Raw genomic sequence first — 18,911 nt, 5'->3', positions numbered from 1 at the left:
ATACTTTTTGATTTTGAGATGTAGGGTTTAATTAAAGCAAAACGTAAAGTTTAATTATCAAATAAGACATTATCTTATTAACACCATTGTTATTTAATTGCTTGTAAGGGATGGAACCATTAATGAAAAAGCTTGCTTTAATTACAGGATCAAAAGGCGGTATCGGATCAGCAATATCTTCGAAATTAGTCGCGGATGGATATCGTGTGATCGCGACCTATTTTACTGGGAATTATCAATGTGCATTAGATTGGTTTAATGAAAAACAATTCACTGAAGATCAGGTGAGACTGTTTGAATTAGATGTAACTAACACCGCTGAATGTGCATTGAGCTTAAGCAAGTTGTTGGAAGAAGAAGGCACGGTTGATGTGTTGGTAAACAATGCTGGTATTACGCGTGACAGTGTATTCAAAAAGATGGATGCGGAAGCATGGAAAGACGTGATTGAGACTAACCTCAACAGTCTTTTCAATGTAACACAGCCTCTGTTTGCGCCTATGTGTGAAAAGGGCAACTGCCGAGTCATCAACATTTCTTCAGTGAACGGTCTTAAAGGTCAATTCGGGCAAACTAATTACTCGGCGGCTAAAGCGGGAATGATTGGTTTCTCGAAAGCCTTAGCTGCTGAAGGCGCTCGCAGTGGCGTGACTGTGAACGTGATTGCCCCTGGCTACACTGCAACACCTATGGTTGAGCAAATGAAGCCTGAAGTCCTTGATTCAATCAAGAACCAAATCCCAATGAAACGCTTGGCTACACCTGTTGAGATTGCAGATGCAGTGGGCTTTTTAGCGAGTGATTCCGGTGCGTACATTACAGGCGAGACTCTGTCTGTGAATGGCGGCTTGTACATGCACTAATCGGTGAACTTCAAGGGAATGGAATGATGGAAAAAGTATTTATTGTTGCGGCAAAACGTACACCGATTGGCGCGTTTACAGGTTCGCTCAAGAACGTGTCAGCGGGCGAATTAGCTGGGGTCGCGATTAAAGGTGCACTAGAGGCTGCAGACCTTCCGCTAGATGCGGTTGATGAAGTGATCGTCGGTAACGTGATTTCTGCAGGTCAAGGCATGGGCGTAGCGCGTCAAGCTTCAATCTACGCAGGGCTTGCAGAAGAAACACCAGCGTACGGCGTCAACATGATTTGTGGCAGTGGCATGAAGTCAGTCATGGATGCGGCGGCGCACATTAAGGCACAAGACGCTGAAGTGGTGGTTGCTGCCGGTGTCGAAGTGATGTCTCAAATCCCTTTTGTGGTTCCGCCGAGCATTCGTAACGGACACAAGATGGGCGACATTTCGATGAAAGATCTGTTGGTAGGCGATGGTTTAACGGATGCGTTTAACAACTACCACATGGGCATGACGGCTGAAAACATCGCGAATGCGTTGAACATTTCACGCCTTGCTCAAGATAACTATGCGTTAGAGAGCCAACAGAAAGCGGTCGCGGCTATCGAAGCTAGCAAGTTCACCGAGCAAATCGTGCCAGTCGAAGTGAAGCAACGTAGACAAACAGTCACTTTTGATACTGATGAGTATCCGAAATCTGACGCAACATTCGAAGGCCTACAAAAGCTTCGTCCGGCATTCGACCGTGAAGGAACCGTAACGGCGGGCAACGCTTCAGGTATCAATGACGGTGCGAGTGCAATTATCTTGGCATCAGAGAGCGCAGTCGCGAAATACGGACTAACGCCACTGGTTGAACTAAGCAGCTATGCACAATCTGGCTTAGACCCAAAAATCATGGGTTTAGGTCCTGTGGAAGCGGTATCGAAAGCGCTCGACAAAGCTGAACTAACGCTCGAAGAGATCGATTTGTTTGAACTGAATGAAGCCTTTGCAGCACAAGCGCTTGGTGTGATGTATCAGCTTTCTGAGCAGCACGACCTGCCTCTAGAGGCGTTCAAACCTAAGGTCAATGTGAATGGTGGAGCGATCGCGCTAGGCCATCCTCTTGGAGCTTCAGGCAATCGAATCATTGTTTCACTTATCCATGAGATGCTCGAACAAAAGACAACTTATGGTGTTGCTTCACTCTGTGTGGGTGGAGGAATGGGAACCGCTGTTTTGCTTAAAGGTATTGAAGGCTAAGCCCGACTTGCCTATGGCAGCTTAACAATTTATCGAAGTCGTTTATCTCAATGGTGAGCCTTCGTAGAAAGACATTACCTAAACTTGTATTACTAAACTATGTATTCATCAGGAGTTACTTATGTACACGGATATTTTCAAAACAATTACTGACCAAACTGAAAAGCAATTTGAACCGTACTTCAAGTTCAACAAGTTGGTTGCAAAGAACGTCCAAACAATGACGGAACTGCAAATGAATGCGATGCAGACTTACACGGACATGGGTCTTGCACAAATGAAAGCAGTAAGTGAAATCAAAGATGTAAACAGCCTAACTGCATTCAACAGCCAGCAGCTAGCAGCGCTAACTCAACTGTCTCAACAGATGATGAGTGATAGCTCTAAGCTTCAAGCAGTGGCTAAAGAATTCAAAGAAGATGTTGAAACACTAACAACTGAAAACTTGAAAACAGTTACACCTGCATAAATTTAATCGCCATCGAGTTAGCACAGTGTTTACTGTGAGGCTCGGTGGCGATTTTCCGATTATTGGAGTCATGTTATGTTTCAACACTTCTTTTCGGACTACCTTGTTAAACTTCAACAAACAAACCAGCAATGGTGGGATAACTTTGAACAAAACAAGGAAGCCGCGCAATCTCCCCTCAATCAAGCGATGCAAGAACTGAATTTTGATGACGCATCAAAAATCTTCGAGCAAGCCGCTAACCAACCCGCTGTTCTTCTTCAGTTACAATCCCAATGGTGGGAACAGCAACTCAAGATCTGGCAAAATGCCGCGTTGATGGGCAACACCGAGAGTGTGATAGCCGAAGATCGTAGCGACAAGCGCTTTATTGACGAGGCGTGGAAAAACGACCCGTTCTACAGCTTTATTAAGCAATCTTATTTGTTATTCAGCAAAAGCTACATCGATACCATCAACTCTATCGAAGGCATCGACGAGAAAACCAAAGAGCGTGTTGCGTTCTTTTCACGTCAGGCCATCAATGCTCTCTCTCCAAGCAACTTCATTGCGACTAACCCAGAGCTGATGAAACTGACGCTTGAGCGAAATGGTGAGAACCTGCTTGATGGGTTAGAGCAACTGCAAGCAGACGTTGAAGCGAGTGCTGATATCCTCAAGATCCGTATGACCAACAATAACGCCTTCCGATTAGGTGTTGATGTTGCGAACACGGAAGGTGATGTTGTTTTTCAAAACGATCTGTTCGAGCTTATTCAATACTATCCAAAGACACCTCAGGTGAATGCGACGCCTTTGTTGATCGTTCCGCCGTTCATCAATAAGTATTACATTCTTGACCTTCGTGAGAAGAACTCGATGGTGCGTTGGTTGCTTGAGCAAGGACACAGCGTGTTCATGATGTCTTGGCGTAATCCGGGCGAGGCACAGAAAGACCAAGAATTCGGTGACTATGTCACGGAAGGCGTAGTGAAAGCGGTCGCGGCGATTGAAGACATTACCGGTAAAGAGCAGATCAATGCTGCGGGTTATTGTATCGGTGGCACGGTATTGGCTTCTACGGTTGCTTACTATGCGGCGAAGCGCATGAAGAAGCGCATCAAAACCGCGACGTTCTTTACCACCTTGTTGGATTTCTCGCAGCCGGGTGAAGTTGGCGCGTATATCAACGAAACGATCATTAATGCGATCGAGAAACAGAACGACGCCAAAGGCTATATGGATGGTCGCTCACTGAGCGTGACGTTCAGTTTGCTTCGCGAAAACAGTTTGTACTGGAACTACTACATTGATAACTACCTAAAAGGCAGCAGCCCAATGGAGTTTGACTTGTTGTACTGGAACAGTGACAGCACAAACGTGGCTGCCAAATGCCATAACTTCTTGTTGCGTGAGCTTTACCTTGAGAACAAACTCGTTCAAGACAAAGGCGTGAAAGTAGGTGGTGTTTGGATTGATTTAAATAAAATCAAAATACCAAGCTACTTCATCTCAGCCAAAGAAGACCATATTGCCTTGTGGCAGGGGACTTATCGCGGTGCATTGAATACGGGTGGCAACAAAACCTTTGTATTGGGTGAATCCGGTCATATTGCAGGCATTGTTAATCATCCAGACAAGAAGAAGTATGGGTTTTGGTTGAATGACAACCTTGATGATTCTGCTGATGAGTGGCTATCAAATGCGAGCCATAACGAAGGTTCATGGTGGACACACTGGGATCAGTGGTTACAGGGCTTTGAAACTGACGAGAAAATAGAACCTTTCAATCAAGGTTCTGAGCTTAACCCTGTGATTGGCAAGGCACCAGGTAACTATGTAAAACAGGTGCTGCCGATTGTTGATCAAGAAGCGGTCGATAAAGAGCCTGCTGACACAGAAGCTCCGAAAAACGAAGCCTAGGTTTTGTTATAGTAAGGCTTTCTTAATTTTAGCTGCGATGTCGCTTTACTAAGGTTTCATCATCCCCCTAGCTGGAAACAGAAACGCCAGATAATAAAAAAGCCACTGAATTCAGTGGCTTTTTAGTGTCAACTTATCTCAAGCATAACTGGAAAAGTTAACGCAATCTCGATTCTTAATCGATTTCTTTGTCTTTACCCATAGATAAAATCCAAAGAGATACGGCTGCAACACCTGCGAAGCCGCCCAGAATGATAACTGGCATAGCGCTGTAACCTAGGATGTGCCAAATTACGCTTTCTAAAGTACTCATTCAATCGCTCCTTATTGCCAGCCTTCAACGCCGTGCATGTCTGGTAGTTTGTGTGCAATACCTTTGTGACAGTCTACACACGTTTTCTCACCAGAAGCTAGCGCTGTCGAGTGTTGTTTCGCACTACGAGGGCTCTGCTCTGAGAAGTCCATGTAATCGAACTGGTGACAGTTACGACACTCAAGTGAATCGTTCTTTTTCAATCGAGCCCATTCACGCTCTGCTAAGTGATGACGACGCTCTTTGAATTTCTCAGGCGTATCAATCGTCTTAGAAATAAAGTGCGCATATAGCTCTTTTGATGCTTGAACTTTACGAACGATTTTATCAGTCCACTCATGCGGTACGTGACAGTCTGAACAGATTGCACGAACGCCAGAACGGTTAGAGTAGTGAATCGTCTCTTGGATCTCTTCAACAATAGGTGCGTGACAGCCAGAACAGAATTCTTCTGTGTTGGTTGCTTCCATACCCGTGTTAAATGCACCCCAGAACAAAAGACCACCCGAAAAACCCAAGAACAAAACAACGCCTACGGCTGCTTTACTTGGTGTCGCGAGTCTTTTCCAAAACGCTTTAAGTAATTTTATCATATATAGCCTCTCTTACAGTCCGGCTACGATTAACGCAGTGAATCTACAGGTTTGAACTCGTTCTCAACTAGTGGCTTAGCATTAGCTTGAGGTACGTGACACTGTAGACAGAAGTAACGACGAGGTGATACGTCTGCAAGTACCGCATCTTCACGGTTCATGTAGTGAGTTACACTCACTTTAGTCGCACCCATTTCTTTTGCGTTTTTCCAGCTGTGGCAAGAAAGACACTTGTTAGCGTTAAGAGAAACTTCATAGCTACGGATAGTATGAGGCACTAGAGGTGGTTGGTATACGTAGTCACTCTCAAGTACTTGGTCACGAGGGAACTTTTTGAAGTCATCTGCTGCGCGAGTTGCTTCTAGTTCACTTGCACCACGTAGAGATTCTACGCCACCAATGCCGCCTGGGTTATCCAGTTCAGCTTCAGCTTGAACTGCACCAGCTAGCAAAAGACCAGCTGATAGTAGGGCAGTAATCAGTTTTTTCATGGTTAATTTCTCCGCCTAAAGGCTAATTCTTTGAGTGGACTACTTCTTTCAAAAAGTAACGAAAAAAGTAGTCGCAATATTAAATACGCTAGATCTTGTATCTAGGTTCGAAAAGCGCTTGGCTCTTAAGAAACCTTAGTGATCTTAACTGGACACTTCTTGTAATCCGTCTGTTTAGACAGAGGATCCGTTGCATCCAAGATCAACTTGTTGATCAGAATTCTTGCATCAAAGAATGGTACGAATACCAAGCCTTGTGGTGGACGGTTACGGCCGCGAGTTTCAACACGCACACGAACTTCACCACGTTTGTTTTCGATAAGAACTTCATCACCACGGCGAAGACCACGAGCTTTAGCGTCAGCAGGGTGGATGTAGCAAAGTGCATCCGGTACTGCTTTGTAAAGTTCTGGTACACGACGAGTCATAGTACCTGTGTGCCAGTGCTCAAGAACACGACCTGTACATAGCCACATATCGTATTCATCATTTGGTACTTCAGGTGGCGCTTCGTATGGAGCATTGATGATCAGTGCTTTACCATCTGGCTTGCCGTAGAAGTCCCAACCAGAACCTTTCTTAGCGTATGGATCTGAACCTTCTTTAAAGCGCCATAGTGTTTCTTTACCGTCAACTACTGGCCAACGTAGACCGCGTACTTTGTGGTAAGTATCGTATGGTGCTAGATCGTGACCGTGGTCGCGACCAAAGGCTGCGTATTCTTCGAATAGACCTTTTTGAACGTAGAAACCTTGTGCTTGTGCATCGTCGTTAAGCTCTTGAGCTTCAGACAGAGGGAAAGCATCAACATTACCGTTTTTGTAAAGCACGTCGTACATGGTTTTGCCACGGTACTCAGGCATTTTCGCAACCAGTTCTTCACCCCAAACTTCTTCAATAGTGAAGCGCTTAGAGAACTCCATGATTTGCCATAGGTCAGACTTAGCTTCACCTACCGTTTTCACTTGTTGGTACCATGCTTGTGTACGACGCTCAGCGTTACCGTAAGCACCTTCTTTCTCAATCCACATTGCTGTAGGAAGGATAAGGTCAGCTGCTTGAGCTGTTGCTGTTGGGTACGGGTCTGAACAAACAATGAAGTTATCTGGGTTACGGTAACCAGGCAGACGCTCAGTGTTGATGTTTGGACCAGCTTGCATGTTGTTGTTACACATTACCCAGTAAGCGTTGATCGTACCGTCTTTTAATGCACGGTCTTGAGCAACAGCGTGTTTACCAGGTTTTGCTGGGATAGTGCCTTCTGGAAGTTTCCAGATGTCTTCTGCAATCTTACGGTGTTTAGGGTTAGCAACCACCATATCTGCAGGTAGGCGGTGAGAGAACGTACCTACTTCACGAGCTGTACCACACGCAGATGGTTGGCCAGTTAGTGAGAATGGGCTGTTACCTGGAGTAGAAATCTTACCTGTTAGAAGGTGGATGTTGTACACAAGGCTGTTCATCCACACACCACGAGTATGTTGGTTCATACCCATTGTCCATAGAGACATTACTTTGATGTTTGGATCGGCGTATTGCTTAGCCAGCTTGATAAGGTCATCTTGAGATACGCCTGACATTTCAGACGCTTTCTCAACTGTGTACTCAGCAACAGATGCTTTGTAATCTTCAAAAGAGATAGCAGTCATTGCGCCTGAGTTAGGGTTTGCTGCTGCTTTCTGTAGAGGATCGTCGTCACGAAGACCGTAACCGATGTCTGTTGTTGCTTGCTTGAAGTTCGTGTGTTTGTTCACGAAGTCCCAGTTAACTGCATCGTTTTGGATGATGTAGTTTGCGATGAAGTTTGCAATCGCAAGGTCAGACTGAGGGTTGAAGATGTAACCAGTGTCTGCAAGCTCAAAAGAACGGTGGTAGTAAGTAGACAGTACGTTTACTTGAACGTGTGGGTGGCTTAGACGACGGTCTGTAATACGAGTCCATAGAACTGGGTGCATTTCTGCCATGTTTGAACCCCACAGTACAAATGCGTCTGCGTGTTCAAAGTCATCGTAACAACCCATTGGCTCATCGATACCGAAGGTACGCATGAATGCACCTACCGCAGAAGCCATACAGTGACGAGCGTTTGGATCGATGTTGTTTGAACGGAAACCCGCTTTCATCATCTTAACGGCTGCGTAGCCTTCCATTACTGTCCATTGACCAGAACCGAACATACCAACACCTGTTGGGCCGTTCTTCTTAAGAGATGCTTTCCACTTCTCAGCCATCACGTCGAACGCTTTGTCCCAAGATACTGGTGCAAAATCACCATCTTTATGGAACTCGCCATCTTTCATACGAAGAAGAGGCTGTTCTAGACGGTCTTTGCCGTACATGATTTTTGAAAGGAAGTAGCCTTTGATACAGTTAAGGCCTTTGTTTACCGGTGCTTCTGGGTCGCCTTGAGTCGCAACCACTTTGCCATTTTGAGTACCTACTAGTACCGAACAGCCCGTACCACAAAAACGACAAGGCGCTTTATCCCACGTGATTTTTGTTTGATCAGAGCTAGCAATCAGGTTGGTTGCTGTTGCTGGTAGTGTTACACCTGCAACGGCTGCCGCTGATGCAGCTGCGTTTGCTTTCACAAACGCACGTCTTGTCATTTTCATACTTCACCCTCAAGTTGAGAATTGTTGCTTCCAGTTTCTAAATCCGTTTCTTCTAGTCCAGTTTCGATTTGGTGATAAACCAAAGCTGTCCCTAAAACGTTCTTAATGTTGTTTATTGCTTCGATGGTGTCCGTTACAAAACCTTGGTTTTCGGTTTCTAGGACCACGATGATTTTGCCTTCAGGGCTATCTCCGTAGATCTCAGCGTTATCGAATTGCTCGATCTCTGCTTTGATCTCATTGAGATGCTCTGGGCTCACATGCACGACTAAACTTGATATATGCACTTCATTTAGTGCCATAAATTGCTCTCGTTATTTTTATTTATGCATTACTCACAAGAATAGCTGAAGTAGGGCAAACTGCTACGCAGGCTCCACAACCGTTACACTCATTTAACTCGATTTTTGGTAGAGCAACACTGCCTGCTCTAAGTTGAAATTGAATGGCCATAGGTTCACACATGTCACCACAGCTTCGGCATTCAACGTTTTGTTGCGCTAAACACTTATCAGAAATACGTGCTTTTGCTTGCCAAGGCTCTCCTTGCTTTGGCGTAAAAATGGGTTCAGGACAAACATCTGCACATTGATAGCAGAACGTACATTCATCAATTGAGAAATCGACAGTAGGAAACCCACCATCGCCTACAATGATTATCTCAGTCTCACAACTCTCGATGCATTTACCGCAGCGAGTGCAGTCATCTGCAAAGCTTTCTAGGTTTTTAATCCAAGGCAAACGAACCTGGCTTGAATCAACTTTTCGTCTAGAAAATAGACGGCGTTTTGATAGATCTACCACTAGATACCCATAGATGTTGCTAAGATGTTGTAATTGTAGGTCATTATTCCATTAATATCTTGTAATTTGTCCTCACAAGTAGTGTAGTTTTAGAAACAATTGTATAAATACCCCCTTAGGGCTAATTGGGGGCATATATTGTCTCAGATCAATAAATTACGAAGCGAGTGATCACATATTGAATGGAGCTATGATTTTTGATGTGTGACAATACGATCTTGCTGGCAAGTCATTTATCAATAGGAAGGCTCTTTTGCTTATAAAACCGGTTTCATCTGTAACGAGTACGATAGCTAAGTCACTGCTATCTATACTGCTGTTGTCGGTTGCTACGACTGGCTTTGCTATCTTTACATTGGCCTCAAGTCTGAATGATGCAGAAGCGGTGAACGTGGCCGGTTCAATGCGAATGCAAAGCTACCGTTTAGCCCATGATATTCAAATAGAATCTGTCGATTATGAATCTCATATTCGTGAATTCGAAAGTTCTCTTTACTCGCCATCCATGACCAATTTAGTCAGTTGGAATGTTCCGACAGACATCACAGAAGATTACTATTTAATTATCGGCCGTTGGCATGAGCTGAAACAGGTCTTGAATAGCGAAGAGCGCGATCACTATCTCGTGTTGGTTGAAAACTTCGTGGCTGAAATCGATGGCTTCGTTTATAAGCTGCAAGAGTTCTCCGAAGACAAGTTAATAAAGTTAGCGTGGGCTGGTGGTATCGGCCTTGGTGGAATTCTGGTCATATCTCTTTTTGTTGTTCACTTTGTACGTAAACAGGTTGTTAAACCGTTGCATGCCTTAGTTGGAGCTAGCCAGCGAATCAAGAACAGTGATTTTGAGGTAGAACTCAAAGTGACCAGTAGCAATGAAATGGGTATTTTGACGAAAACCTTCAACTCAATGGCGAAAGATCTCGGCGTGCTTTATCGCAATCTTGAAGATGTGGTGGATGCTAAGACGGTAGAGCTACAAAATGCGAACCAGTCGCTGCAGGCACTTTATAATTCGTCACAAGAGCTCACTGTGACACGTATCGCGCCTGAAAATTTCCGAGCTATCTTGCAACACCTCGTGAGCTTGGAAGGAATAGAATCACTGAGACTTGAGATCGTAGATAACTCAGGCCGTTCATTGATTATGGATGAAGGCTACGATTCGAATTTAGATTACGAAAAGTTCGAGATGAAGTTGGATGATAACGAACTTATTCTTGGCTACTTGTACTGTTCGTATCACCATGGGCATTCTACCAAGGCGCTGATCGAGAGCTTTATTCAACTGTTATCTCGAGCTATTTATTATAATCGCGCCCAAAAGAAAGCCGAACAGCTCATTATTATGGAAGAACGTGCGACGATCGCACGTGAGTTACACGATTCATTGGCTCAATCACTGTCATACTTGAAAATCCAAGTTACATTATTAAAGCGTGTGATTGGTAAACTGCCAGAGCAGCAACACAGAGAGCAGTCAGAGCAAATAGCGTCGGAAATCGGTAATGGTTTGGCTGACGCCTATACTCAATTAAGAGAGCTACTCACCACATTCAGGTTGACCATTAAAGAGGGCAACTTTGGAGATGCCTTGAGCACCATGCTTGAGGAACTCAGTGAAAGAACTGATGCGAAGATTAACCTCACCAATAATCTTTCATCGATTGAACTTGATGCACACAGTCAGGTTCACTTGCTTCAATTGATTCGTGAAGCAACAATAAACGCAATAAAACACGCCAATGCCGACTTGATAGATGTATGCTGTATCGATGAGGACGGTGAAGTGTTAGTCGTGATTAAAGATAATGGAGACGGCTTTGACTCAAGTAGTTCTAAAACGAACCACTATGGGATGAGCATTATGCAGGAGCGTGCGGCAAGACTGAATGGCGACTTAACGATTGAAGCGGCTCAAGGTGAAGGCTGTACAGTCATATTGAAATATAAAAGTTTGAAGGAAGTTAAAGTTGACGATTTGTAAAGTAATGCTGGTTGATGATCATCCATTGATGCGCAGAGGTATAAGCCAATTACTGAGCTTTGAAGACGAATTCGAAGTGATTGCAGAAGCAAGTAACGGCACTGAAGCGGTTGCTCTCGCTCATGAAGAAGAACCTGATTTGATCCTTTTGGATCTCAATATGAAAGGCATGTCTGGGTTAGATACCTTGAAAGCACTTCGTACTGACGGTTCAAGCGCAAACATTGTAATCCTGACTGTTTCTGATAGCCCTGCAGACATTGAAGCGATTGTAAAAGCGGGCGCTGATGGCTACCTGCTGAAAGACACTGAGCCTGATGAACTGATCGAACTGCTTAAGCAAGCACACAGTGGCGACAAAGCTTACAGCAGTGTGGTTGCTCGTTACCTAAACGATGCTGGTAGCCGCAACGACATCTTCGACCAACTGACTGAACGTGAAATGCAGATCCTTCAAGAAGTCGCAAAAGGTTACCGTAACAAGCAGATCGCTGACCACCTGTTCATTTCTGAATCGACAGTTAAGGTACATATGAAAAGCCTATTGAAAAAGCTACAAGTGCCTTCACGTACCGCAGCAACCGTTCTTTACCTAGAGCGTTACGGAGAAATGAAGTAGGGCTTGTTCCTTTGAAATTAAACTATTTCAAGCCGTGCTGTTTGTTCATATCTCCACAGCTTTAACGATGTTGAGAAAGTGATATTAAAAAAGGCGCTGAACTTATTAAGTTCAGCGCCTTTTTGTTTAAGCATTTTATATCTGAATTGGTGTTCTTCGTGTTCTGTTCTTGGTTAGTGGAACACAGGAACTTGAGGCTTAAGCCGTCATTGGAACCAATACAAGCGTACCGAAGATAACCGTGATAAGACCACAGATTACTGGTACTGATGTACGCTTAACAACTTCGAATGGACTGATTTTACCCATACCTGATGTTGCTACCACTACGCCAGATACTGGAGAGATAGTACGACCTAGGTTTGATGCTTGAAGCATTGGAATGATTAGGAACGCAGGGTTTAGTCCCATTTTCGCTGCTAACGATGGTGCAAGTTCTACGAAAGCATAGAAAGGTGCGTTACCAGAACCTGTCGCGATAGCTGCAGCAACCGTAAGACCTGTCAGGATAAGCATCAGTGCGATACCGCCAGCCCCCGCCGCTTCAGCAAGACCGATTAGGTTATCAATTGCGCCAATAGACATCAGGCCTTGAGCAAATACACCCGCCGCAACCAACAGCATTACTACGCCTTTGAATGCTTCTGCCATGCCTTGGTAACAAGAGTCTAGGTCTTCTAGCGTTTTCTCACCGTCGAACTTCTTCACAACGTAATCGATGATCGCGCCAACGAAGATAGAGCCAACAACGATAGTGTAGATATCAAGCTTAAGGCCTGGGATCGTACGACCGTTGAATAGGAAAACACCGATGATTGGTAGGAATGGTAGAGCAGCGTAGAAAGCTGGCGCTGTTGTTTCAATTTCAGAAACGTCTACTTTTTCCATTGGTGTGTTTTCTTTCTTATCTAGGTATTTGTTCCAGAAGAAAGCAGCTGCAGCCATTACGATGATTGCACAGATAGACACTGGCAGTACCGTTTGAACCGCAAACACATCTAGGTCTAAGCCTGATTTTTCTGCAGCAATAACAACATCACCTGATGTAGGAGAAAGAATGATTGCAGCTGGTGAAGCACATACCGCAACTGCAGCAGGGCGAGAGATACCCATTGCCGTCATCATTGGGAATAGCGTTGCCATCAATAGTACGCCAAGACCCGTCGCAGAACTTACTGCAAGAGACATTAGACACGCTACGATGTACGCAGCAACAAGCAGTGCGTATGGAGATTTGATAACAGACAGCGGCTTAGAGAACTGTTTAACTACCACGTTGTTTGCGCCGATGTGAGTCATGTAAGAAGCGAAACCACAAAGAAGCATGATTTGCATGCCTAGGCCGCCGCCACGGTACTGAAGCATGTACTTAACGAATTCTAGTGAGTCGGTAACCATGTTACCTGTTGAAGCTACCTTAGCTGGTAAAACTGTGTGACCAATAAGGCCAGTAATAAGAAGTAGGGCAAGGCCAGCAGTTAATAATACGCCCGCTGCTTTATAGCCTTTTACAATAAAGTAACCAACAGCGATGGTAATCACTAATCCGATCAAGAGCTCTAACATAGAAATCTCCACAAAGTTTAAAAAATATAAGAAAGTGTTTCAGAATATGACAATGAATGTACAGAAAACTGCACTGTGGCACGAGGCATAGTTGAGGTTGATATGATCTAAGACAAACATTTTTTGCGATGTTAATTGTGGTTGTAAATCATGCATAACTACTGTTGTTTAGATGTTAATAAACAAATTATATCGTTCATTAGAATATAGCTTGGATCACTTTTATTGTGTGAGGTTGCATATGAAGGTTTTGATTTATAAAATTATGGTTTTTCTAGCTTAGTGGTAGAAATCAAAAGGAAAGGGTCATTTCTTACATTTAGGAAGGTTTGTTGCGAATCTGAAGATTAGAAGATTAGAATCTGACGCCTACTTTATTTGGGAATTAGCAGATGCCAGAGTTAAGTCACACAAAAGTTACAGAGTTCGATTTGTGAGCTAGAGTAAGGTTAGTTGATATTTACGTCCGGCTCCGAAATCGAATAAGCGGGTAAGTCAGCACATGCCACCTTTTTACAGAAATGAATCATCCCGCGTTGGGTTACCAACAACAGTTCTTTGTCGTTCAGTGGAATGTAGGTCATCGCATCGGAAGAGAGCACCGCACCTTCACTGATCATGACTTTCTCATAAAATGACAGATCTCTATCTGGGATGATCTGTTCGTGTTGAGTCTCATCTAACGAAATATCGTGTTGAGTGACAACGTAAGTTCCAGATGAGGTGAAACCAGCCTCTTTAGTCGAAACATATAACAGCTCGTAACTATTATTCTTCTTAAACTCGATATTCACGGAAGCTTGATTATAAATTATTTTCTCAGGCGGGTTGACCACCGATGCTGTATTGGCTAAATAATGACCTTTAAGGTATTCTTTCGGGATAAAGGTTGTTAACCAGCCGACTAAAATACCCAATAGAGCCACGACAATGAATATCTGCTTTTCTTTATTCACAAGTAACTCCTTTAAATTCGCTAGGGAAGCTCAAAGATTTTCCTGAATTATCTATGATGATTTTTCGACCCTTATATTCATAAAGAGTGACGTTGTAGAGTTCTTTAAAGGTGAACTCGTCGGTTTCGATTGTACAAGAGATAAAATGTTGCCCTGTAAGATCTTCGCCTAAGCTATTTCTGTCTAAATAAGCAAACAAATAATGGGACAGACCCGCGGTTACCATAAATAAAGAAATTAGCGCTAACACATGGTTTGTCTTTTTTGTTGGGGCTGCTTTTTCTGCTGTCGAACTTTCTTTTATAGAGCTCTCTGTCGGCTGTTCAGTTTGTTGCGTGGGCTGGGCTTGAATTTTACGTAGTGCGCGTTCTTTATCTTGTGTTACTTGCCCTGCAAATCGGTAGCCTTTGCCGCGTTCAGTGACAATGATCATTCCACTCTTGTCTTCTAACGCTTTTCGGCAGATTGAGATGGTTTGCATTAAGCTGCCATCTTCAACATAGATACCTTTCGATACCCATACTTGCTCAATTAGAACTTGGCGAGTAATCACCTCATTGGGTCTAGAGATAAAAAACTTAAGGAGCTCTGATTCGTTAGAACCTATTGGGTACGTACGGCCTGTCTTAAAGTGATGGATTTCACTCTCTTCTAAATTGACCTGTATATCATCATTGATAATAAATTCAGCAGACATCTGGGTTCTCATTGTAATAAGCGTTCTAACCTAAATATAACAAATGTCGCTACAAATATAAACTTACTGATTTCGTTGTCTTTGATATTTAAGCTTATGATTTAAATTGAATTATCAACCTGATTAGATTTCCTTATATACCTTTTTGAGGTTGTTTAATGTGGTTTCAGGTGCTTGGTGTTAGTAGCTATTAGATCATTAACTGGTGACGCTGATTTAGTGGGTGTGGGTTAAGTGCTCAAATTTCTTACGTAGTTCTATCAACGTGTCATTCCAACTTCGTGTTGCCTTGCTCTCTGCGAATAAAAGTCGAACTTACCTCCGACTCAACCGGCAACTCAAATAACGATAAATCGCATGACCACACCAGTTAAATGCGAAAGCTACGAAGGAGCTGTTTTGAAAGAATTCAATAAGCCATATTTATGTGGACTAATCACGCTTGCCTTACTCGGCTGTCAGTCTGAAGACTCGACTCAAGAAGCCGTTTCAGTATTAGTTCCTTACAACATTAATGAATTACCAAAACCGAACGATGGATACGGGTATGACGACGACGGAACCATTACCGGAGTCGGTGAGCACGCTGCCGCAATGTCATCGACCAATGATGCCTATTATCAGGACTACAACAACTCATACGCCGCTTTAGACGGTTGGGGACTTTGTGCTGAGCCTATTTTGATTCCGCTACAGAGTGTTAATTCTGATAAACGTTTTCCACTGAATAATGAAACCTTAGCAGAGAACGTAGTGCTAATTGATGAAGAAACAGGTGGGGAAGTTGGCACTCAAATATCCGCTGATGGTTCCAATATTATTATTCAGTGCGAGTCAGGGTTAAAAGAAGGAACGACTTATTCGATCGTTGTGACTGATGGAGTATTAACTGAATTTGACGAACCTTTAAAAGCAGATGCTAGTTTTGAGCAATTAATATACTCCGAGGCACAATTTAATAGTGAGAAAGAACAAGACCTGCATACACAGGTAATTAGTGCCATTAACTCATATGAAGACCTATATGAGGGGAGCGCTCTTCCTGTATACGCTGCTCAATTTAAAACTCAGAGTTCATATGCACCCTTGGATGCAATGAAAAGAAACCATCTGCAATATGATAGTTCATTCACCCAAGCAGAGCCTGTAATTGTAGAGGAAAAGCGAGGATATAACCTATATACAAGAGTACTCAAAATTCCGTCGTACTTGCCTTTTACAAAAGAGAGGGAGTCGGAATGTATCGTCGATGAGTTTGATCCGAAAGAAAATTGTCCTCCACTTTATGAATGGATTACCAACATTTCTGGCACTTTTCCAACGGCAGAAAATGCGATGCCTCAAATAACAGAAGATCTTGAGATTACGGCAGATATATACGTACCGAAAGAGTTCAAGTGGAATAGTTTTGTAGAGTTACCTGTTGCGATCTTTATTCATGGTGTCACAGCAGAGCGCGGTACTGCTTCTTTGATGGCTGCTGAATATACAAAAAGAGGCTATGCCGTTGTTGCGATTGACATGCCATATCACGGGGAACGCATGCGTTATGACGCAAGTCCTGAACATGTGGAAATAAGCGCTAGAGCAAACAAAGCGTTTTTTATAAATATAGATTCACCTTTGGCGCTGCGTTCTAATCTTCAGCAGTCCGTGTCTGATTTCTTAGGGCTTCGTTATGCGCTGAGCCAAGAGGGTTGGGTTGATAACAATAACGTTCACTTAATCGGGCAGTCGTTGGGGGGAATTATGTCGGTGATGGTAAGCGAGTTCAGTCAAGTCAGCCCGGATTTTCACTCTACTTCTGTTTCTCATTTTGAATTCAACACGGTGAACTTTGTCGTACCGGGACAAGGGCTAACCAATCTAGTTTTGTCTTCTCAAACCTTAGGCCCAGAAATGTCTGAAGGTGTAAAAAAGTCTCCAGACGTTCAGCGTGGAATTGCTGAGACTGTCATTCCTGATATCTGCACCGCAGAGGCAACAAACCAGCAGTGTATTGAAGCGCTTCGTGAGTTTGTTGCACTTTCAACAGATAACGCGCTGCTTGTGAGTCAGTTGGAGAATGACATCTTTGATCTTGTGGTAACTGACCTTAAACAAGGGGTGCAAGCAACGATTGATAGTGCCGATCCTGCCAGCTTTATCTCGCGTCAAGTTAAGGCTGAGCAACCAACACTTTTGTTAGCTGCCGTCGGAGATTGTGGTGACACCTGTGATGTAGGCGTTGATTACGTGCCAGACAGCGTAATTCCAAACACTGCCCCAGATAACATTCGCACTGGCACCGAGCCGCTTATTACTGCACTTGGCTTAGACCCAATAACGGGGACAAAGCGTGATCAGAACGAACTTGGTGGAGTTATCAGAACGACCACTGGTGGCCACGGTACGTATTTGTTCCCGTACGAAGGTCCTGTTGATGAAGACGGGCTACCAGGTATGCCGGGAGAAAACATGTCTGACGTGCGTGAAGCGGTGACAACTCAACAATTAGCTGTCGCTTCTATGGTGATGACTGACGGTTCACTTGTAGTAATAAATAACGAAGATCACATCGAAACAGAGGTGCCTGAAGATGAAGAATAAACTTTTATTGGGCACTGCCGCTGCTCTGATCCCTTGTTTCACTAACGCTGCTGGTTTTCAACTTAATGCACAATCAGCAACAGGGTTAGGTCGTGCATTTGCTGGTGATGCTGTAATGGCAGATAGCGCAGCGATTGTAGCTAAGAACAGCGCTGCAATGGCATACATCGAGCAACCTATGTTGTCGGTAGGTGCTGTCTATATCGATAGTGGAATTGATGTATCGAATATCAGCTATACGCCGAATACCGGTGATACTACATCTTTGAGTGATCAAGAACTCAGTGCTGGCACCTTGGTACCAAACGTCCATTACGTCCATCCAATTCAAGATTCGAAGTTCACTTTGGGTGCTACCGTACATTCTAATTTCGTTACTGATGTTGAGTTTGATGATTCGTTTGAAGCGGAAGAGTTTGGCGGAAAAACGGCGCTCTCAAGCATCAATGTCGGCTTTGCTGTTGCTTATGAGCTCTCTGAAAAGATCAACTTGGGCGGGGGTATTGATGTTATCTACGGTGAAGGTGAGATTTCACGTCAAGGTTTGCTTGGTGTTGATGCCGACGGTTTTGGTTTAGGTGCCAATGTTGGCATGACTTATCAGGTTAATGAACACAACAGATTTGGTATTACCTACCGATATAGCCCGGATATTGAAGTTGAAGGTGATATTTGGATGACGGGGAGTGGACCAGAAGACAAAATGAATGTTCCCTTACCAGATACACTCGAGTTTTCTGGGTGGCACCAACTCAACGAACAATGGGCTTTCCACTACAGCCTGCAATGGGTGAATTGGTCTGAATTTGACTCGTTAACGTCGGATTCATATAACGATTCCATCAAAGAATACCAATGGAAAGATGCGGGACACGTTTCGGTAGGCGGCACTTACACCATGTCAAAAGACATCATTTTGCGAGCGGGTTATATGTATGACGTCTCCCCAACCGATGAACTGACGTCTTTATCTATTCCTGATGTAAACCGTCATTGGTTTACTGTCGGCGGCACTTACCATCTCACACCTGCTAGTTCAGTGGATCTTGGTATTGGCTTCATTGTTGGCGAATCGCAACACGTTGATGAAAGCCTAGATGCTTTATCGAGAACTAATGTTTCCGCTGATGTCACCGCCAATGCTTTGCTCGTTGGTGTTCAATATCAGCATCGCTTTTAGTGGGTTGTCATAAACCTTAATTACTCATTCTT

Annotated in this window: 17 protein-coding genes; 8 read left to right on the top strand and 9 right to left on the bottom strand. The window is 43.8% G+C overall.

What is annotated here, in order from left to right:
* Window positions 1–122: 122 nt before the first annotated feature.
* The 4 genes from L0992_17710 (at window position 123) to phaC (ending at window position 4,472) form a co-directional block, all read left to right on the top strand.
* On the top strand, window positions 123–863 hold the full coding sequence (locus tag L0992_17710) for an SDR family oxidoreductase (protein XGB69866.1): 741 nt from the start codon (window positions 123–125) through the stop codon (window positions 861–863).
* 26 nt (window positions 864–889) lie between these two features.
* A complete protein-coding gene (locus tag L0992_17705; GenBank protein XGB69865.1) occupies window positions 890–2,101 on the top strand; it encodes an acetyl-CoA C-acetyltransferase in 1,212 nt (403 codons plus the stop codon).
* A 121-nt stretch (window positions 2,102–2,222) separates the two neighbouring features.
* Window positions 2,223–2,570 carry a phasin family protein gene (locus L0992_17700; GenBank protein XGB69864.1) on the top strand — a complete coding sequence of 116 codons (348 nt, stop codon included), beginning with the start codon at window positions 2,223–2,225 and terminating at the stop codon, window positions 2,568–2,570.
* Between the two features lie 75 nt (window positions 2,571–2,645).
* Entirely contained in the window at window positions 2,646–4,472 is a 1,827-nt protein-coding gene (phaC, locus tag L0992_17695) for a class I poly(R)-hydroxyalkanoic acid synthase (protein ID XGB69863.1), read from the top strand.
* A gap of 175 nt (window positions 4,473–4,647) precedes the next feature.
* Here phaC and L0992_17690 read toward each other — a convergent pair whose 3' ends face one another.
* The 6 genes from L0992_17690 to napF all read right to left on the bottom strand — a co-directional run bounded on the left by L0992_17690 (window position 4,648) and on the right by napF (window position 9,288).
* Window positions 4,648–4,785: a TIGR02808 family protein gene (locus tag L0992_17690; GenBank protein XGB69862.1), complete on the bottom strand. Its 138-nt coding sequence runs from the start codon at window positions 4,783–4,785 to the stop codon at window positions 4,648–4,650.
* 11 nt (window positions 4,786–4,796) lie between these two features.
* Window positions 4,797–5,378, bottom strand: coding sequence for a NapC/NirT family cytochrome c (locus tag L0992_17685; protein XGB69861.1), 582 nt, complete (start codon window positions 5,376–5,378; stop codon window positions 4,797–4,799).
* A gap of 29 nt (window positions 5,379–5,407) precedes the next feature.
* Window positions 5,408–5,869, bottom strand: coding sequence for a nitrate reductase cytochrome c-type subunit (locus tag L0992_17680; GenBank protein XGB69860.1), 462 nt, complete (start codon window positions 5,867–5,869; stop codon window positions 5,408–5,410).
* Window positions 5,870–5,994: 125 nt separating this feature from the next.
* Window positions 5,995–8,484 carry a periplasmic nitrate reductase subunit alpha gene (gene napA / locus L0992_17675; protein ID XGB69859.1) on the bottom strand — a complete coding sequence of 830 codons (2,490 nt, stop codon included), beginning with the start codon at window positions 8,482–8,484 and terminating at the stop codon, window positions 5,995–5,997.
* Complete coding sequence (locus L0992_17670; GenBank protein ID XGB69858.1) at window positions 8,481–8,786, bottom strand: chaperone NapD; 306 nt, start codon at window positions 8,784–8,786, stop codon at window positions 8,481–8,483. Before L0992_17670 ends, napA begins: the two co-directional genes overlap by 4 nt.
* A gap of 22 nt (window positions 8,787–8,808) precedes the next feature.
* On the bottom strand, window positions 8,809–9,288 hold the full coding sequence (gene napF / locus L0992_17665; GenBank protein XGB69857.1) for a ferredoxin-type protein NapF: 480 nt from the start codon (window positions 9,286–9,288) through the stop codon (window positions 8,809–8,811).
* A gap of 253 nt (window positions 9,289–9,541) precedes the next feature.
* Here napF and narQ point away from each other — a divergent pair, with 253 nt between their 5' ends.
* Both narQ and L0992_17655 read left to right on the top strand, forming a co-directional pair.
* A complete protein-coding gene (gene narQ / locus L0992_17660; GenBank protein ID XGB69856.1) occupies window positions 9,542–11,272 on the top strand; it encodes a nitrate/nitrite two-component system sensor histidine kinase NarQ in 1,731 nt (576 codons plus the stop codon).
* Window positions 11,259–11,891, top strand: a complete 633-nt coding sequence (locus L0992_17655) for a response regulator (protein ID XGB69855.1) — start codon at window positions 11,259–11,261, stop codon at window positions 11,889–11,891. The genes narQ and L0992_17655 overlap by 14 nt, the downstream gene beginning before the upstream one ends.
* Window positions 11,892–12,089: 198 nt before the next feature.
* On the opposite strand, the gene dcuC is transcribed toward L0992_17655, so the two are convergent.
* The 3 genes from dcuC to L0992_17640 form a co-directional block, all read right to left on the bottom strand.
* Window positions 12,090–13,457: an anaerobic C4-dicarboxylate transporter DcuC gene (gene dcuC, locus L0992_17650; GenBank protein ID XGB69854.1), complete on the bottom strand. Its 1,368-nt coding sequence runs from the start codon at window positions 13,455–13,457 to the stop codon at window positions 12,090–12,092.
* Window positions 13,458–13,906: 449 nt separating this feature from the next.
* Window positions 13,907–14,413, bottom strand: a complete 507-nt coding sequence (locus L0992_17645; protein XGB69853.1) for a hypothetical protein — start codon at window positions 14,411–14,413, stop codon at window positions 13,907–13,909.
* Window positions 14,406–15,110 carry a winged helix-turn-helix domain-containing protein gene (locus tag L0992_17640; GenBank protein ID XGB69852.1) on the bottom strand — a complete coding sequence of 235 codons (705 nt, stop codon included), beginning with the start codon at window positions 15,108–15,110 and terminating at the stop codon, window positions 14,406–14,408. Before L0992_17640 ends, L0992_17645 begins: the two co-directional genes overlap by 8 nt.
* A 357-nt stretch (window positions 15,111–15,467) precedes the next feature.
* Between L0992_17640 and L0992_17635 the strand changes: the two genes are divergently transcribed.
* Together L0992_17635 and L0992_17630 are read left to right on the top strand one after the other, a co-directional pair.
* Window positions 15,468–17,699: a lipase gene (locus tag L0992_17635; GenBank protein XGB69851.1), complete on the top strand. Its 2,232-nt coding sequence runs from the start codon at window positions 15,468–15,470 to the stop codon at window positions 17,697–17,699.
* Entirely contained in the window at window positions 17,689–18,879 is a 1,191-nt protein-coding gene (locus tag L0992_17630) for an outer membrane protein transport protein (protein XGB69850.1), read from the top strand. Before L0992_17635 ends, L0992_17630 begins: the two co-directional genes overlap by 11 nt.
* Window positions 18,880–18,911 lie beyond the last annotated feature (32 nt).

It is taken from the genome of Vibrio pomeroyi, from assembly GCA_041879425.1.
GTDB lineage: Bacteria > Pseudomonadota > Gammaproteobacteria > Enterobacterales > Vibrionaceae > Vibrio > Vibrio pomeroyi_A.
This window is presented reverse-complemented; position numbering and strand designations above follow the sequence as displayed.

Bases quoted from the DNA above. Each gene is read 5' to 3' on its own strand.
- L0992_17710 (XGB69866.1), top strand. From the start codon at position 123: ATGAAAAAGCTTGCTTTAATTACAGGATCAAAAGGCGGTATCGGATCA.
- L0992_17705 (XGB69865.1), top strand. From the start codon at position 890: ATGGAAAAAGTATTTATTGTTGCGGCAAAACGTACACCGATTGGCGCG.
- L0992_17700 (XGB69864.1), top strand. From the start codon at position 2,223: ATGTACACGGATATTTTCAAAACAATTACTGACCAAACTGAAAAGCAA.
- phaC (XGB69863.1), top strand. From the start codon at position 2,646: ATGTTTCAACACTTCTTTTCGGACTACCTTGTTAAACTTCAACAAACA.
- L0992_17690 (XGB69862.1), bottom strand. From the start codon at position 4,785: ATGAGTACTTTAGAAAGCGTAATTTGGCACATCCTAGGTTACAGCGCT.
- L0992_17685 (XGB69861.1), bottom strand. From the start codon at position 5,378: ATGATAAAATTACTTAAAGCGTTTTGGAAAAGACTCGCGACACCAAGT.
- L0992_17680 (XGB69860.1), bottom strand. From the start codon at position 5,869: ATGAAAAAACTGATTACTGCCCTACTATCAGCTGGTCTTTTGCTAGCT.
- napA (XGB69859.1), bottom strand. From the start codon at position 8,484: ATGAAAATGACAAGACGTGCGTTTGTGAAAGCAAACGCAGCTGCATCA.
- L0992_17670 (XGB69858.1), bottom strand. From the start codon at position 8,786: ATGGCACTAAATGAAGTGCATATATCAAGTTTAGTCGTGCATGTGAGC.
- dcuC (XGB69854.1), bottom strand. From the start codon at position 13,457: ATGTTAGAGCTCTTGATCGGATTAGTGATTACCATCGCTGTTGGTTAC.
- L0992_17640 (XGB69852.1), bottom strand. From the start codon at position 15,110: ATGTCTGCTGAATTTATTATCAATGATGATATACAGGTCAATTTAGAA.
- L0992_17635 (XGB69851.1), top strand. From the start codon at position 15,468: ATGACCACACCAGTTAAATGCGAAAGCTACGAAGGAGCTGTTTTGAAA.
- L0992_17630 (XGB69850.1), top strand. From the start codon at position 17,689: ATGAAGAATAAACTTTTATTGGGCACTGCCGCTGCTCTGATCCCTTGT.